This window comes from Streptomyces sp. NPDC054834 (assembly GCF_053611185.1).
In genome coordinates this window covers 103,039-117,883 of record NZ_JBSGZV010000002.1, presented here as the reverse complement: position 1 = coordinate 117,883, position 14,845 = coordinate 103,039, and the positions used below count along the sequence as shown (strand labels likewise).

General features: G+C 72.3%; 14 protein-coding genes. 13 read left to right on the top strand and 1 reads right to left on the bottom strand.

Going from position 1 to position 14,845, the window contains the following annotated elements; all coding sequences use genetic code 11:
* Positions 1-36: 36 nt before the first annotated feature.
* The 8 genes from ACWGJM_RS03160 (at position 37) to ACWGJM_RS03125 (ending at position 8,647) form a co-directional block, all read left to right on the top strand.
* Complete coding sequence (locus ACWGJM_RS03160) at positions 37-1,143, top strand: quinone-dependent dihydroorotate dehydrogenase (protein ID WP_453409937.1); 1,107 nt, start codon at positions 37-39, stop codon at positions 1,141-1,143.
* Positions 1,140-1,985, top strand: coding sequence for an orotidine-5'-phosphate decarboxylase (gene pyrF, locus ACWGJM_RS03155; protein ID WP_453409936.1), 846 nt, complete (start codon positions 1,140-1,142; stop codon positions 1,983-1,985). Before ACWGJM_RS03160 ends, pyrF begins: the two co-directional genes overlap by 4 nt.
* A gap of 299 nt (positions 1,986-2,284) precedes the next feature.
* On the top strand, positions 2,285-2,608 hold the full coding sequence (locus tag ACWGJM_RS03150) for an integration host factor (protein WP_003977346.1): 324 nt from the start codon (positions 2,285-2,287) through the stop codon (positions 2,606-2,608).
* A gap of 60 nt (positions 2,609-2,668) precedes the next feature.
* Positions 2,669-3,262 (top strand): guanylate kinase, encoded by a 594-nt coding sequence (gene gmk / locus ACWGJM_RS03145; protein WP_453409935.1) that lies wholly within the window; start codon positions 2,669-2,671, stop codon positions 3,260-3,262.
* A gap of 51 nt (positions 3,263-3,313) precedes the next feature.
* Complete coding sequence (gene rpoZ, locus ACWGJM_RS03140; RefSeq protein WP_005319902.1) at positions 3,314-3,586, top strand: DNA-directed RNA polymerase subunit omega; 273 nt, start codon at positions 3,314-3,316, stop codon at positions 3,584-3,586.
* 100 nt (positions 3,587-3,686) lie between these two features.
* Entirely contained in the window at positions 3,687-4,889 is a 1,203-nt protein-coding gene (gene coaBC / locus ACWGJM_RS03135) for a bifunctional phosphopantothenoylcysteine decarboxylase/phosphopantothenate--cysteine ligase CoaBC (protein WP_453409934.1), read from the top strand.
* A gap of 272 nt (positions 4,890-5,161) precedes the next feature.
* Positions 5,162-6,370 carry a methionine adenosyltransferase gene (metK, locus tag ACWGJM_RS03130; protein ID WP_453409933.1) on the top strand — a complete coding sequence of 403 codons (1,209 nt, stop codon included), beginning with the start codon at positions 5,162-5,164 and terminating at the stop codon, positions 6,368-6,370.
* 117 nt (positions 6,371-6,487) lie between these two features.
* Entirely contained in the window at positions 6,488-8,647 is a 2,160-nt protein-coding gene (locus ACWGJM_RS03125) for a primosomal protein N' (protein WP_453409932.1), read from the top strand.
* Between the two features lie 118 nt (positions 8,648-8,765).
* Here ACWGJM_RS03125 and ACWGJM_RS03120 read toward each other — a convergent pair whose 3' ends face one another.
* Positions 8,766-9,308 carry a hypothetical protein gene (locus ACWGJM_RS03120; protein ID WP_453409931.1) on the bottom strand — a complete coding sequence of 181 codons (543 nt, stop codon included), beginning with the start codon at positions 9,306-9,308 and terminating at the stop codon, positions 8,766-8,768.
* A 264-nt stretch (positions 9,309-9,572) separates the two neighbouring features.
* On the opposite strand from ACWGJM_RS03120, the gene fmt reads away from it, so the two are divergent.
* The 5 genes from fmt to ACWGJM_RS03095 all read left to right on the top strand — a co-directional run bounded on the left by fmt (position 9,573) and on the right by ACWGJM_RS03095 (position 14,669).
* A complete protein-coding gene (fmt, locus tag ACWGJM_RS03115) occupies positions 9,573-10,502 on the top strand; it encodes a methionyl-tRNA formyltransferase (protein WP_453409930.1) in 930 nt (309 codons plus the stop codon).
* A gap of 82 nt (positions 10,503-10,584) precedes the next feature.
* Positions 10,585-12,003 (top strand): RsmB/NOP family class I SAM-dependent RNA methyltransferase, encoded by a 1,419-nt coding sequence (locus ACWGJM_RS03110; RefSeq protein ID WP_453409929.1) that lies wholly within the window; start codon positions 10,585-10,587, stop codon positions 12,001-12,003.
* Between the two features lie 485 nt (positions 12,004-12,488).
* Positions 12,489-13,175: a ribulose-phosphate 3-epimerase gene (rpe, locus tag ACWGJM_RS03105; protein WP_453409928.1), complete on the top strand. Its 687-nt coding sequence runs from the start codon at positions 12,489-12,491 to the stop codon at positions 13,173-13,175.
* 89 nt (positions 13,176-13,264) lie between these two features.
* The gene (locus ACWGJM_RS03100) at positions 13,265-14,308 is read left to right on the top strand and encodes a sugar-binding transcriptional regulator (protein ID WP_453409927.1); all 1,044 of its coding nucleotides are present in this window, start codon (positions 13,265-13,267) and stop codon (positions 14,306-14,308) included.
* A 37-nt stretch (positions 14,309-14,345) separates the two neighbouring features.
* Positions 14,346-14,669 (top strand): barstar family protein, encoded by a 324-nt coding sequence (locus ACWGJM_RS03095; RefSeq protein WP_453409926.1) that lies wholly within the window; start codon positions 14,346-14,348, stop codon positions 14,667-14,669.
* Positions 14,670-14,845: the final 176 nt, after the last annotated feature.

The window sequence follows — 14,845 nt, the reverse complement described above, 5'->3', positions numbered from 1 at the left end:
CCCCCTCGTCATGAGGCTTCACGAGGACATCTGGACATGTACAAGTACTTCTTCCGTCTGGTTTTCAAACGGATGGATCCCGAGAAGGCCCACCACCTCGCCTTCCGGTGGATCCGGCTCGCCGTCCGCATCCCGGTGCTGCGCACCTTCGTCGCCGCGGCCCTCGCGCCCCGCTACAAGGAGCTGCGCACCGAGGCCTTCGGGCTGCGCATGCACGGCCCCTTCGGTCTCGCCGCCGGCTTCGACAAGAACGCGGTCGCCATCGACGGCATGTCGATGCTCGGCTTCGACCACGTCGAGATCGGGACGGTCACCGGCGAGCCGCAGCCCGGCAACCCCAGAAAGCGGCTGTTCCGGCTCGTCGCGGACCGCGCGCTGATCAACCGCATGGGCTTCAACAACGACGGCTCGCTGGCCGTCGCGGCCCGCCTCGCCACGCGTGAACCGGTCTTCAGGACGGTCGTGGGCGTGAACATCGGCAAGACCAAGGTGGTCCCGGAGGCCGAGGCGGTCGGCGACTACGTGAAGTCGGCCGAGCGGCTGGCCCCGTACGCGGACTACCTGGTGGTCAACGTCTCCTCCCCGAACACGCCCGGGCTGCGCAACCTCCAGGCCACCGAGGCGCTGCGGCCGCTGCTGAGCGCCGTGCGCGAGGCCGCCGACCGGGCCGTGCCGGGGCGCCGCGTGCCGCTGCTGGTGAAGATCGCGCCGGATCTCGCCGACGAGGACGTCGACGCGGTCGCCGACCTGGCCGTCGAACTCGGTCTGGACGGGATCATCGCCACGAACACCACCATCGCGCGCGAGGGGCTCGGTCTGAAAGCCGAACCCTCGCTGGTGAAGGAGGCCGGCGGGCTGTCGGGGGCGCCTTTGAAGGCACGCTCCCTGGAGGTGCTGCGCCGCCTGTACGCGCGCGTGGGCGACCGCATCACCCTGGTGGGCGTCGGCGGCATCGAGAACGCCGAGGACGCCTGGCAGCGCATCCTGGCGGGCGCCACGCTGGTCCAGGGCTACAGCGCCTTCATCTACGAGGGGCCCCTCTGGGGCCGCGCCATCCACAAGGGACTGGCCGCCCGCCTGCGCACCAGCCCGTACGCCACCCTCGCCGACGCGGTCGGCGCCGACGTGAGGAAGCCCGCATGACGTCCTACGAGCCCTTCGGTGGCCGCCTGAGGCGCGCCATGGACGAGCGCGGTCCGCTGTGCGTCGGGATCGACCCGCACGCCTCCCTGCTCGCCGAGTGGGGCCTGAACGACGACGTCGCCGGGCTCGAGCGGTTCAGCCGCACGGTCGTCGAGGCGATGGCCGACCGGGTCGCCGTCCTGAAGCCGCAGAGCGCCTTCTTCGAGCGCTTCGGCTCGCGCGGCATCGCCGTCCTGGAGGCGTCGGTGCGGGAGGCGCGCGAGGCCGGCGCACTGGTGGTGATGGACGCCAAGCGCGGCGACATCGGCTCGACCATGGCCGGGTACGCCGAGGCGTTCCTGCACAAGGACGCCCCGCTGTTCTCGGACGCCCTGACCGTCTCGCCCTACCTCGGCTACGGCTCCCTGAGCCCGGCCGTGGCGCTGGCCCGGGAGAGCGGCACGGGCCTGTTCGTGCTGGCGCTCACCTCCAACCCCGAGGGCCACGAGGTGCAGCACGCGGTCCGCGCGGACGGACGCAACGTCGGCGCGACGATGCTGGGCCACCTGGCGGCGGAGAACGCGGGGGAGGAGCCCCTGGGGTCCTTCGGCGCGGTCGTGGGCGCCACGCTGGGCGACCTGTCGTCGTACGACCTCGACATCAACGGCCCGCTGCTCGCCCCCGGCGTCGGCGCCCAGGGGGCGACGCCGGCCGATCTTCCCCGGGTGTTCGGACCGGCGGTGCGCAATGTCGTGCCGAACGTCAGCCGGGGTGTTCTGCGTCACGGTCCCGAGGTCGGCGCGCTGCGCGCGGCGGCGGAGCGGTTCGCGGACGAGATCCGGGTCGCCGTGACGGGTGCCTGAGTCCGTGCCGGGCCCATGCCGGTCCCTGTGGAGTCCTCCGATGAGTGCTCCGGCGGGGGGCTCGGGGACGACTTGAGTGTGAATACATCCTCAAATCGAGGGCATTATGTCTGAAATGTCCGACCTGGCGGAGGCTGACCAGGACTTTTCCGCTGTTCTCGCTGACTCTGGCGGACTTGCCCGCTAGTCTCCGAGCAGAGTGAACGGGCAAGCGTGTTGCTCGTGGCTCCCCAGGTGTGGGGCGACTAGGTTCCTCACCGGTCCGTATCCGACAGTTCGACATCCGAGGTGACGTAGGCGTGGCTCTTCCGCCCCTTACCCCTGAACAGCGCGCAGCCGCGCTCGAAAAGGCCGCCGCGGCTCGCCGGGAGCGGGCCGAGGTCAAGAATCGACTCAAGCACTCCGGCGCCTCTCTTCACGAGGTCATCAAGCAGGGCCAGGAGAACGACGTCATCGGCAAGATGAAGGTCTCCGCCCTGCTCGAGTCCCTCCCGGGCGTGGGCAAGGTCCGCGCCAAGCAGATCATGGAGCGACTCGGGATCTCCGAGAGCCGCCGCGTGCGTGGCCTCGGTTCCAACCAGATCGCCTCTCTGGAGCGCGAGTTCGGGAGCACCGGCTCCTGAGCGCCGGACAGTCCGGGACCGGCGTCCCGGGCAACCCGGTATTGCTGGAATAATCGCTGCATGGCTGCAACATTCCGGGGGACGACCCCCGAGCCCCCGGACGTACGTCCGCGGCTGACCGTGCTCTCCGGTCCCTCCGGGGTCGGCAAGAGCACGGTCGTCGCCCATATGCGCAAGGAACACCCCGAGGTCTGGCTCTCGGTGTCGGCGACCACCCGCAAGCCGCGCCCCGGCGAGAAGCACGGTGTCCACTACTTCTTCGTCACGGACGACGAGATGGACAAGCTGATCGCCAACGGCGAGCTGCTGGAGTGGGCCGAATTCGCCGGCAACCGCTACGGCACGCCTCGGCAGGCCGTGCTGGAGCACCTGGAGGACGGGGTGCCGGTCCTCCTGGAGATCGACCTCCAGGGCGCCCGGCAGGTCCGGGAGTCCATGCCCGAGGCGCAGCTGGTGTTCCTGGCTCCCCCCTCCTGGGAGGAGCTCGTGCGCAGGCTCACCGGCCGGGGCACCGAGCCGCCCGAGGTGATCGAGCGTCGCCTGGAGGCGGCCAAGATCGAGCTGGCGGCCGAGCCGGAGTTCGACGAGACCCTGGTCAACACCTCTGTCGAGGACGTGGCGCGCGAGCTGCTAGCCTTGATGGAGGTTGTGTGATCGTGAAGATCGCCATCAACTGATTCTTTCCCATCCATCGGAAGGTAGAGCGTGTCCTCTTCCATCACCGCGCCCGAGGGCATCATCAACCCGCCGATCGACGAGCTCCTCGAGGCCACCGACTCGAAGTACAGCCTCGTGATCTACGCGGCCAAGCGGGCCCGTCAGATCAACGCGTACTACTCGCAGCTCGGCGAGGGCCTCCTCGAGTACGTCGGTCCGCTCGTTGACACCCACGTCCACGAGAAGCCGCTCTCCATCGCCCTGCGCGAGATCAACGCGGGTCTGCTGACCTCCGAGGCCATTGAGGGCCCGGCGCAGTAGTACTTTCACATCGCAGGTGACTTTTCCACAGGCCCGGCAGGCCGACTGCCGGGCCTGTGGTGTGTGATGGTCTCGTATGTTGCCGAGCCGGGGAGAGACGGTGGACAAGCCGAAGGTCGTTCTGGGGATCAGTGGCGGCATCGCCGCGTACAAGGCGTGCGAGCTGCTGCGCAGGCTGACCGAGTCCGGGCATGACGTCCGCGTGGTCCCCACAGCCTCCGCGCTGCACTTCGTCGGCGCCGCCACATGGTCCGCCCTCTCCGGCAACCCCGTCTCGACCGAGGTCTGGGACGACGTCCACGAGGTGCCGCACGTCCGCATCGGCCAGCAGGCCGACCTGGTGGTCGTCGCCCCCGCCACCGCCGACATGCTCGCCAAGGCGGCCCACGGTCTCGCCGACGACCTGCTGACGAATACGCTGCTCACCGCCCGCTGTCCGGTCGTCTTCGCCCCCGCCATGCACACCGAGATGTGGGAGCACCCGGCGACTCAGGAGAACGTGGCGACGCTGCGCCGTCGGGGCGCCGTCGTGGTAGAACCGGCGGTCGGCCGCCTGACCGGCGTCGACACGGGCAAGGGACGGCTGCCCGACCCCGCAGAGATATTCGAGGTCTGCCGCCGGGTCCTCGCCCGGGGCGTGAAAGAGCCGGATCTCGCCGGCCGGCACGTCGTCGTCAGCGCCGGCGGCACCCGTGAGCCCCTCGACCCGGTCCGCTTCCTCGGCAACCGCTCCTCCGGCAAGCAGGGCTACGCCCTCGCTCGCACGGCCGCCGCGCGGGGCGCCCGGGTGACGCTGGTCGCGGCGAACACCGGCCTGCCGGACCCGGCCGGCGTGGACGTCGTCCCCGTGGGCACGGCCCTCCAGCTGCGTGAGGCGGTGCTGAAGGCGGCCTCCGACGCCGATGCCGTGGTCATGGCCGCCGCCGTGGCCGACTTCCGTCCCGCGACCTACGCGGCTGGGAAGATCAAGAAGAAGGACGACCAGGACCCCGAGCCGATAACCCTCGTGCGGAATCCGGACATCCTCGCGGAGATTTCGGCCGAACGGCCCCGGCCCGGACAGGTGGTCGTCGGCTTCGCCGCCGAGACGGACGACGTCCTCGCCAACGGCCGGAAGAAGCTGGTGCGCAAGGGCTGCGACTTCCTCGTCGTGAACGAGGTGGGGGAGCGCAAGACCTTTGGTTCCGAGGAGAACGAGGCGGTCGTGCTGGGTGCCGACGGCAGCGAGACACCCGTGCCGCACGGCCCCAAGGAAGCTCTCGCCGAGATCGTCTGGGACATCGTGAGCGGGCGGCTGGGCTGATCGTCAAGGGCTTTGTTTCCGCCGTTCGCCGGCAGCGTCAAAGATGACATTGCGGCAGCGTCAAAGATGACATTGTCGCGTGGCGGCCCTGGCCAAGGCCGCCGCGCATTGGGCAGAATGCCCGTGCCGCAGGTCACAGGGCTCCCGAGAGGCGAGACAGGTGGCCCGTCGGCGGAGTGCGACCGATAAACTGTTCTCGGACGATGCCGGGCGCAGCCCCCGCGTCGTCCGCCAATGATCAGCCAGCAGTCGCTGCAACCCCAGGGAGCGTTGTGTCCCGTCGCCTGTTCACCTCGGAGTCCGTGACCGAAGGTCACCCCGACAAGATCGCTGACCAGATCAGCGACACCATTCTCGACGCGCTTCTGCGAGAGGACCCGACCTCCCGGGTCGCAGTGGAGACGCTGATCACGACCGGTCTGGTGCACGTGGCCGGCGAGGTCACCACCAAGACTTACGCGGACATCGCGACCCTGGTCCGCAACAAGATCCTCGAGATCGGTTACGACTCCTCGAAGAAGGGCTTCGACGGCGCCTCCTGCGGTGTGTCCGTCTCGATCGGCGCGCAGTCCCCGGACATCGCGCAGGGCGTGGACACGGCCTACGAGTCCCGGGTCGAGGGCGATGAGGACGAGCTCGACAAGCAGGGCGCCGGCGACCAGGGCCTGATGTTCGGCTACGCGTCCGACGAGACGCCCACTCTGATGCCGCTGCCGATCTTCCTGGCGCACCGTCTGTCGAAGCGCCTGTCGGACGTCCGCAAGAACGGCACCATCCCCTACCTGCGCCCGGACGGCAAGACGCAGGTCACCATCGAGTACGACGGTGACAAGGCCGTCCGCCTCGACACGGTCGTGGTCTCCTCGCAGCACGCGAGCGACATCGACCTGGAGTCGCTGCTCGCGCCCGACATCCGTGAGTTCGTCGTCGAGCCCGAGCTGAAGGCTCTCCTCGACGAGGGCATCAAGCTCGAGACCGAGGGCTACCGCCTGCTGGTCAACCCCACCGGCCGCTTCGAGATCGGCGGTCCGATGGGCGACGCCGGCCTGACCGGCCGCAAGATCATCATCGACACCTACGGCGGCATGGCCCGCCACGGCGGCGGTGCCTTCTCCGGCAAGGACCCGTCCAAGGTGGACCGCTCGGCGGCGTACGCGATGCGCTGGGTCGCGAAGAACGTCGTCGCCGCGGGCCTGGCCTCCCGCTGCGAGGTCCAGGTGGCCTACGCCATCGGCAAGGCCGAGCCGGTCGGTCTGTTCATCGAGACCTTCGGCACCCACAAGGTCGAGCCCGAGAAGATCGAGAAGGCGATCGACGAGGTCTTCGACCTCCGTCCGGCCGCCATCATCCGCGACCTCGACCTGCTCCGCCCGATCTACGCCCAGACCGCGGCCTACGGCCACTTCGGCCGCGAGCTCCCCGAATTCACCTGGGAGCGCACGGACCGCGTGGACGCGCTGCGCGAGGCTGTGGGCCTGTAGGTCCGGCACGGCTTCTCGCCGGGGCCCGGCCTCCCTCTGGGGGGCCGGGCCCCGGCATTTCACCGTGGTGATCATGGCCCGCGCCGGTTGTCAGTGGAGTTTGGTAAGAATGCAAGCGTGAGCAGCGAGAACGGGCAGGGGGACGGCGGGACCGAAGGGGCCCCGGCGGCGGAGCAGCTCGCGCTCATCCGGGAAGGTGTCCGGCAGGGGAAGGCGAAGGCGCCGCGCGCCAAGCCGAGGACCTGGCGGGGGGCCGCGCTGGCCAAGGAACTGCCGGTGGCGCGGGTGCTGGTCGACAAGGGCGTGCTCCACCTCGACCGGCACTTCGACTACGCCGTGCCCGAGGAACTGGACGAGCAGGCGCGGCCCGGGGTGCGCGTCCGGGTGCGGTTCGGGGCCGGCCGGGGCCGGGTGCGGGGAGGGCGCCGCGAGGGCGGGGGACTCATCGACGGGTTTCTCGTCGAGCGGCTGGCCGAGTCGGACTACGCCGGGCCGCTGGCGGCGCTGGCCCAGGTCGTCTCGCCCGAACCCGTGCTGAGCGAGGAGCTGCTCGGGCTCGCGCGGGCCGTCGCCGACCGCTACGCGGGCAGCCTCGCCGACGTGCTCCAGCTGGCCGTGCCGCCGCGCAGTGCGCGGGCCGAGCAGCGGCCGTCGCCGGCACCGCTGCCGCCGCCCGCGGCGCCCGACGCCGGGTCGTGGGCCAGGTACGAGCGCGGGGCCGCATTCGTCGAGTCGCTGGCCTCCGGGGGCGCGCCGCGGGCCGTGTGGAACGCGCTGCCCGGACCCGGGTGGAGCGAGGAGCTGGCACGAGCCGTGGCCGCGACGCTCGCCTCGGGGCGCGGCGCGCTCGTCGTCGTACCGGACGGGCGGGCCGCCGCCCGGGTCGACGCCGCGCTCACCGCACTGCTCGGCGAGGGGCGGCACGCGCTGCTCACCGCCGACGCCGGACCCGAGAAGCGGTACGCGCAGTGGCTCGCCGTGCGACGCGGGTCGGTGCGGGCCGTGGTCGGGACACGGGCCGCCATGTTCGCGCCCGTGCGGGATCTCGGGCTCGTCGCCGTCTGGGACGACGGGGACGACAGCCACAGCGAGCAGCACGCCCCGCAGCCGCACACCCGTGACGTGCTGCTGCTGCGCGCGGCGCTGGACAAGTGCGGCTTTCTGCTGGGCAGTTGGAGCTGCACCGTGGAGGCGGCGCAACTCGTGGAGAGCGGCTGGGCCCGGCCCCTGGTCGCGGGGCGTGAGCAGGTGCGGCGGACCGCGCCCCTGGTGCGCACCGTCGGGGACGGCGAGCTGGGGCGCGACGAGGCCGCCCGCGCCGCCCGGCTGCCGACGCTCGCCTGGCAGGCCGCCCGGGAGGGACTGCGGCACGGGCCGGTCCTGGTGCAGGTGCCCCGGCGGGGGTACGTGCCCCGCATGGCCTGTGCGCAGTGCCGGGCGCCCGCGCGCTGCCGGCACTGCTCCGGGCCGCTCGAGGCGCAGGACGCCGGGGCTCTGCGCTGTGGCTGGTGCGGACGCAAGGAGGGCGCCTGGCACTGCCCGGAGTGCGGGAGCTTCCGGCTGCGTGCCCAGGTGGTCGGGGCGCGGCGGACCGCCGAGGAACTGGGCCGGGCCTTTCCCGCCGTACCCGTGCGGACCTCCGGCCGTGAGCACGTGCTGGACACGGTGCCGTCCGCGCCCGCGCTGGTGGTGAGTACACCGGGAGCCGAGCCGGTCGCCGAGGGCGGCTACGCGGCGGCCCTGCTGCTGGACGGCTGGGCCATGCTCAGCCGGCCCGACCTGCGGGCAAGTGAGGACGCGCTGCGGCGCTGGATCGGGGTCTCGGCGCTGGTGCGCCCGCAGGGCGAGGGCGGGACCGTGGTCGTCGTCGCCGAGCCCACGCTGCGGCCCGTGCAGGCGCTGGTGCGCTGGGATCCTGTCGGGCACGCGGTGCGGGAGCTGGCCGAGCGGGCCGAGCTGGGGTTTCCGCCGGTGTCGCGGATGGCAGCCGTGACGGGGACGGCGCAGGCCGTCGCGGAGTTCCTGGGTACGGTCGAACTGCCGGCGGACGCCGAGGTGCTGGGGCCCGTGCCGGTGCCGGACACCCTTCCCGGACGGCCCCGGCGGCCGGGAGCACCGCCTCCCGGGGAGCACTGGGAGCGGGCGCTGGTCCGGGTGCCGCCGGGCAGCGGGGCCGCTCTCGCGTCCGCGCTGAAGGCGGCGCAGGCCGCGCGGATGGCGCGGGGGAGCGGGGAGGCGCCGGTACGGGTGCGGATCGACCCGCCGGATATCGGGTGAGTCCGTCACCGGGTGAGTCCGCGGGCGGGGTGCGGGCGAGGTGGGCCGGACATACGGCCGCCCTCCCGGATGCGTGTGCCGGGAGGGCAGGGTGAGGACGGAGCGGAGCGCCCGGGCGTCAGCCGTTGCGCGGTCCTGGGAAGGCCGTGGTCCTGGCCTCTTCGCGGAGCGTGGGGCTGCCCGCGGTCGGCTGGGTGGGCATCGAACGGGCCGCCGGGACCGTCGGCATCGCGGGCAGACCGGTGTTCACATTGAGCGTGCGGGTGCCCGACGGCTCCGTCGAGCGTTCGGCGTCCGCGGCCGCCTGGGTCGCGGCGCGGCGGGCGCCGTAACGGCGGTGGACCGCCTGCTTGGTGACCCCGAGCGCGGAGCCCACCGCGTCCCACGAGAAGCCGAGTGAGCGGTCGAAGTCCACGGCGGCCGTGACCAGGGTTTCGACACTGTCCCGGAGTTCCTGGGCGAGACGGACCGTCGGGGCGGGGGCGCGTCCGTAGACGACGAAGCCCGTGGAGGGGCCGGGGCGGCGCGGGCGGTAGACGTTGCCCAGCTGAGCGGTGAGCGTGCGCAGTGCGTCCACCTGCCGGCGGACCCGCTCGATGTCCCGCACCAGCAAGTGCAGGCTGGCCCGGGCCTGGGCGTCGTGGGTTGCGTGGTCGGCCATGAACAAGCCTCTCGAACCGGCGTTGAAAGGAATTGGGCCGCGAAAGCGCCCCGATGTTGTCAACTCTGTCTTGACCAACGCGTGTGCGCTCCGCTGGTAACGGGGTGGGGGCGTGTGGGCGTTTGCGTACGCCGTTCTCCCACCCGCGCACCACCCGTTTCCAGTTGGCCGGGAGGCTGGGCTCTCCGGTGGGGGCGGTCGGTGATCACGGCATAGACTTGTGCGTTGCCCGTCAATCGCCGCCCGAGAGGCCCGTTGCCACCCATGAAGCTCGTCTTCGCCGGTACCCCCGAGGTCGCCGTTCCCGCTCTGGACGCTCTTCTCGCCTCCGGGCGGCACGAGGTGGCCGCCGTCGTCACGCGCCCCGACGCGCCGGCCGGGCGGGGACGCAGGCTGGTCGCCTCTCCCGTGGCCGAACGCGCGGCGGAGGCCGGGATCGAGGTGCTGAAGCCCGTCAAGCCGCGGGACCCGGAGTTCCTGGAGCGGCTCAGGGAGATCGCGCCCGACTGCTGCCCCGTCGTCGCCTACGGCGCCCTGCTGCCCAGGGTGGCCCTCGACGTGCCCGCGCACGGCTGGGTCAACCTGCACTTCTCGCTGCTGCCGGCCTGGCGCGGGGCGGCTCCCGTGCAGCACGCCGTCATGGCGGGGGACGAGATCACCGGGGCGTCCACCTTCCTCATCGAGGAGGGGCTGGACTCGGGCCCGGTCTACGGGACGGTCACCGAGGAGATCCGGCCCACCGACACCAGCGGTGATCTGCTCACCCGGCTGGCGTTCGCGGGCGCCGGGCTGCTCGCCGCCACCATGGACGGCATCGAGGACGGCACGCTGAAGGCCGTACCGCAGCCCGCCGAGGGGATCACCGTCGCCCCCAAGATCACCGTCGAGGACGCCCAGGTCGACTGGTCGGCCCCCGCGCTCCGCGTGGACCGGGTCGTCCGCGGCTGCACCCCGGCGCCCGGGGCCTGGACCACTTTCCGCGGCGAGCGGCTCAAGCTCATCCAGGTCAGGCCCGTGCCGGAGCGGACGGACCTCGCCCCGGGGCGGCCGGCGGTCGGCAAGAACAGCGTGCACGTCGGCACCGGTTCGTACGCCGTCGAGCTGCTGTGGGTGCAGGCCCAGGGCAAGAAGCCGATGCGCGCGGCGGACTGGGCCCGGGGTGTGCGCATCGCGGACGCGGAGACGCTGGGCTGAGGCGCCCGCCCCGCCTTCGCCGGTGCCGGCCGGACGTACGCTGGACACCGCACCCCCATCCCACACCCGGAGCACCTTTTTCGTGAGCGACCAGCCCCGTCGGCCCCGCAAGCCCGCCAAGCCCTACCGCCGTCCCCAGAAGGACCCCGTCCGCATCCTCGCCTTCGAGGCGCTGCGTGCCGTGGACGAGCGGGACGCGTACGCCAACCTCGTACTGCCGCCACTGCTGAGGAAGGCGCGGGAGAAGGGCGACTTCGACGCCCGGGACGCGGCCCTGGCCACGGAGCTGGTGTACGGGACGCTGCGCCGGCAGGGCACGTACGACGCCGTCATCGCCGCCTGCGTCGACCGGCCGCTCAGGGAGGTCGACCCGCCCGTCCTCGACGTGCTCAGCCTCGGTGCGCACCAGCTGCTCGGGACGCGGATCCCGACGCACGCCGCCGTGTCCGCCTCCGTCGAGCTGGCCCGGGTCGTGCTGGGGGACGGTCGGGCGAAGTTCGTCAACGCGGTACTGCGCAAGGTGGCGCAGGACGACCTCGACGGCTGGCTGGCGAAGATCGCGCCGCCCTACGACGAGGATCCCGAGGACCACCTCGCCGTCGTGCACTCCCACCCCCGCTGGGTCGTCTCCGCGCTGTGGGACGCGCTCGGCGGCGGCCGGGCCGGGATCGAGGACCTGCTGGCGGCCGACAACGAGCGGCCCGAGGTCACCCTCGTCGCCCGGCCCGGGAGGGCCACGACCGAGGAACTGCTCCGCGAGGAGGCCGCCGTGCCCGGCCGCTGGTCGCCGTACGCCGTGCGGCTCACCGAGGGCGGGGAGCCGGGTGCCGTCGAGGCGGTGCGGGAGGGCCGGGCCGGGGTGCAGGACGAGGGCAGCCAGCTCGTCGCCCTCGCGCTGGCGAACGCGCCGCTGGAGGGGCCGGACGAGAAGTGGCTCGACGGATGCGCCGGGCCCGGTGGCAAGGCCGCGCTGCTCGGCGCGCTCGCCGCCGGACGCGGGGCGACGCTGCTCGCCTCCGAGAAGCAGCCGCACCGCGCCGGGCTGGTGGCCAAGGCGCTGGCCGGCAACCCCGGGCCGTACCAGGTGATCGCCGCCGACGGGACCCGGCCGCCGTGGCGGCCCGCCAGCTTCGACCGGGTGCTGGTGGACGTGCCGTGCACCGGCCTGGGCGCCCTGCGCCGACGGCCCGAGGCCCGCTGGCGGCGACGCCCGGAGGACCTGGAGAACTTCGCGCCGCTCCAGCGCGCCCTGCTGCGCGGCGCGCTGGACTCGGTGCGGGTCGGCGGCGTCGTCGGCTACGCCACCTGCTCGCCGCACCTCGCCGAGACCCGGGCCGTCGTCGAGGACGTGCTCAAGCAGCACCCGGACACCGAGCTCGTCGACGCCCGCCCCCTCCTGCCGGGCCTCCCGGCACTCGGCGAGGGCCCCGACGTGCAACTGTGGCCACACCTGCACGGCACCGACGCGATGTACCTGGCCCTCATCCGCCGAACCGGCTGACCCGCTGCCCCGCCGGACCGGCAGACTCGCACGGCCGCGGGACCGCTGGTGCGCCGGCGTACGGGGTTGCGTGGCGTGCTGGGCCGCTCTGCTGACTGGCCTGTTGAACTGCCGGGGCGGCTGGCCGCGCTGGGCCGCCGGATGAGCTGATTCGTGCGGCCGTGGGGTCGGCTGGTGCGCCGGCGTGAGGGGGTTGGGTGGCGTGCTGGGCGGCCGGACTGGACGGCGCGTTCATCCGCCGGGCCGGCTGACCCCCGCGGCGTCGACGATCGTCGCGATCCGTTCGTGCCGGACCCGGTCGGGGCCCCCGTGCCGCGGCAGCCGTCCGCGTGACCGGACTCAAGGCCGTGACCAGCCGCTTCGAGCGCCGGCCGCCGTGGGCCGGGAGTTCTGCGAGGCGCCTGGGAGCCGGGCCGGACGTCCCGTGGGAGTCCCAGGTCCGTACCGGCGCGAACAACCGTGCAAGAACATGGCAGGCTTGGGGCATGGCCGTGCAGATCAACCCCAGCATCCTGTCCGCCGACTTCGCTCGCCTCGCGGACGAGGCGAAGGCGGTCCAGGGAGCCGACTGGCTCCACGTCGACGTGATGGACAACCATTTCGTCCCGAACCTCACGCTCGGCGTGCCGGTCGTGGAGTCCCTGGCCCGTGCGACGGACACGCCCCTGGACTGCCATCTGATGATCGCGGACGCGGATCGCTGGGCGCCGCAGTACGTGGAAGCGGGTGCCTCGTCCGTCACCTTCCACGTCGAGGCGGCCGCCGCGCCCGTCCGGCTCGCCCGCGAGATCCGGGCTAAGGGCGCCCGTGCCGCCATGGCGCTCAAGCCCGCGACGCCCATCGAGCCGTACGAGGACCTGCTGCCCGAGCTCGACATGCTGCTGATCATGACAGTCGAGCCGGGATTCGGCGGTCAGGCGTTCCTGGACATCATGCTTCCCAAGATCCGCCGCACCCGCGAGCTGATCGACAAGCACGGGCTCGAGCTGTGGTTGCAGGTCGACGGGGGCGTCTCGGCCTCGACGATCGAGCGGTGCGCGGACGCCGGAGCGGATGTCTTCGTCGCCGGTTCGGCCGTCTACGGGGCGAAGGACCCGGCAGAAGCAGTACGTGCACTACGCACCCAGGCGGAGGGGGCGACCGCCAAAGCGTCCTGGGCCTGCGACCACTAGACGGCCCTTGGGCCACAGCTACGTGAACGGCGCCCATCAGGGCAGATCAAGCGCCTCGAATCTGCAAGGATGAACGGCGAATCCAGAGTGTGAACAGCAGTGAGGAGATCGCCGTGTCGGGTATGTCGGCGGGCCGGTCAGCCATGCGGATGGGACCCGCTGAGCTGGTGCAGGCGGCGGCCATGGCCCGCCGCTTCTACCTCGAGGGCAAGTCCAAGATCCAGATCGCGGAGGAGTTCGGCGTCAGCCGCTTCAAAGTGGCCCGGGTACTTGAGACTGCCCTCGAAAGGGACCTCGTACGCATCGAGATCCGAGTCCCGGCCGAACTGGACGCCGAGCGCTCCGACGCGCTCCGCGCCCGCTACGGCCTCAGGCACGCCGTCGTGGTCGAGTCCCCGGCCGAGGCCGAGGAGACCCCCGACCCCGAGAACCTGGGGGAGGTCGCCGCCGACCTGCTCGGTGAGCTCGTCAACGAGGGGGATGTGCTGGGACTTGCCTGGGGCCGTTCCACCATCCACATGGCGGCGGCGCTCGACCGGCTGCCACCCTGCACGGTGGTACAGCTGACGGGCGTGTACGACGCCGGGACCGCCGAACGCGGCTCGGTCGAGGCGGTCCGCCGCGCCGCCCAGGTCTCCGGCGGCGACGCGCACCCCATCTACGCGCCGATGCTGCTGCCGGACGCGGCCACCGCAGCGGCGCTGCGCCACCAGACCGGGATCGCCCGCGCCTTCGAGTACTTCGACAAGGTCACGGTCGCCTGCGTCTCCATCGGTTCCTGGGAGCCGGGCATCTCGACGGTCCACGACATGCTCAGCGACGAGGAGCGGGCGCACTACGCCTCGCTGGGTGTCGCCGCCGAAATGTCCGCGCACCTCTTCGACGCCGATGGCCGCCGGGTCGGCCGGGACCTGGGGGAGCGGTGCATCACGGTCAAGGCCGACCAGCTCCGCCGCATCCCCGAGGTCGTGGCGATCGCGGGCGGGCAGCGCAAGGCGGCGGCGATCGACGCGGTGCTGCGCTCGGGGCTCGTGACCAGCCTGGTGACGGACACCTCCGCGGCGGACTACCTGATGGCCGCGGGCCCGACGCCGAAGTCCGCCCTGAACCGCTCGGACCCCGACGGTGCCTGACGGCTGCGATCACTACGACATGGGCGGTTGTGCCGGGATGACGGAACGCGTGGTCACACTCGACCTCGCCGGGGTCACGGACAAGGCGGCCCTGATGGACCGCTGCGTCCGCGCCCTGGGCCTGCCCGACTGGTTCGGCCACAACTGGGACGCGCTCGCCGACAGCCTGTCCGACCACACGGTCTGGCCCGAGGACGCCGGCGAGCGCGGCCTGCTGATCGTCGTACGCAACTGGCAGACGTACGCGCAGGCCCGAGCCGAGGAGTGGAAGATCGCACGGGAGGTGTTCACCGAGGCGGCGGACCGGACCCCGGCGCTCTCCGTGGCACTGACCCTTCCGGTGGCCGACGGACTTCACTGATCCGGGGTTGCCGCACCGGAGCTGCGGAAGGTCAGATTCGAGAAGTCCCCCCTGGAACACGGGACCGTGCTGCGTGCCCCCGCTGTTTCCTCGACGAGACGGCGGAGTTCGTCGGCCGCGTCGGGATCCTGCTGGAGAAGACGGCGCAGCCGAAGCCGGACCATCGCCGTGATGTC

What these genes read in the sequence shown, in the direction of transcription:
- ACWGJM_RS03120 (WP_453409931.1), bottom strand. Translation starts at nt 9,308, where the DNA reads ATGGCCGACCACGCAACCCACGACGCCCAGGCCCGGGCCAGCCTGCAC.
- ACWGJM_RS03160 (WP_453409937.1), top strand. Translation starts at nt 37, where the DNA reads ATGTACAAGTACTTCTTCCGTCTGGTTTTCAAACGGATGGATCCCGAG.
- fmt (WP_453409930.1), top strand. Translation starts at nt 9,573, where the DNA reads ATGAAGCTCGTCTTCGCCGGTACCCCCGAGGTCGCCGTTCCCGCTCTG.
- pyrF (WP_453409936.1), top strand. Translation starts at nt 1,140, where the DNA reads ATGACGTCCTACGAGCCCTTCGGTGGCCGCCTGAGGCGCGCCATGGAC.
- gmk (WP_453409935.1), top strand. Translation starts at nt 2,669, where the DNA reads ATGGCTGCAACATTCCGGGGGACGACCCCCGAGCCCCCGGACGTACGT.
- rpe (WP_453409928.1), top strand. Translation starts at nt 12,489, where the DNA reads ATGGCCGTGCAGATCAACCCCAGCATCCTGTCCGCCGACTTCGCTCGC.
- ACWGJM_RS03095 (WP_453409926.1), top strand. Translation starts at nt 14,346, where the DNA reads ATGACGGAACGCGTGGTCACACTCGACCTCGCCGGGGTCACGGACAAG.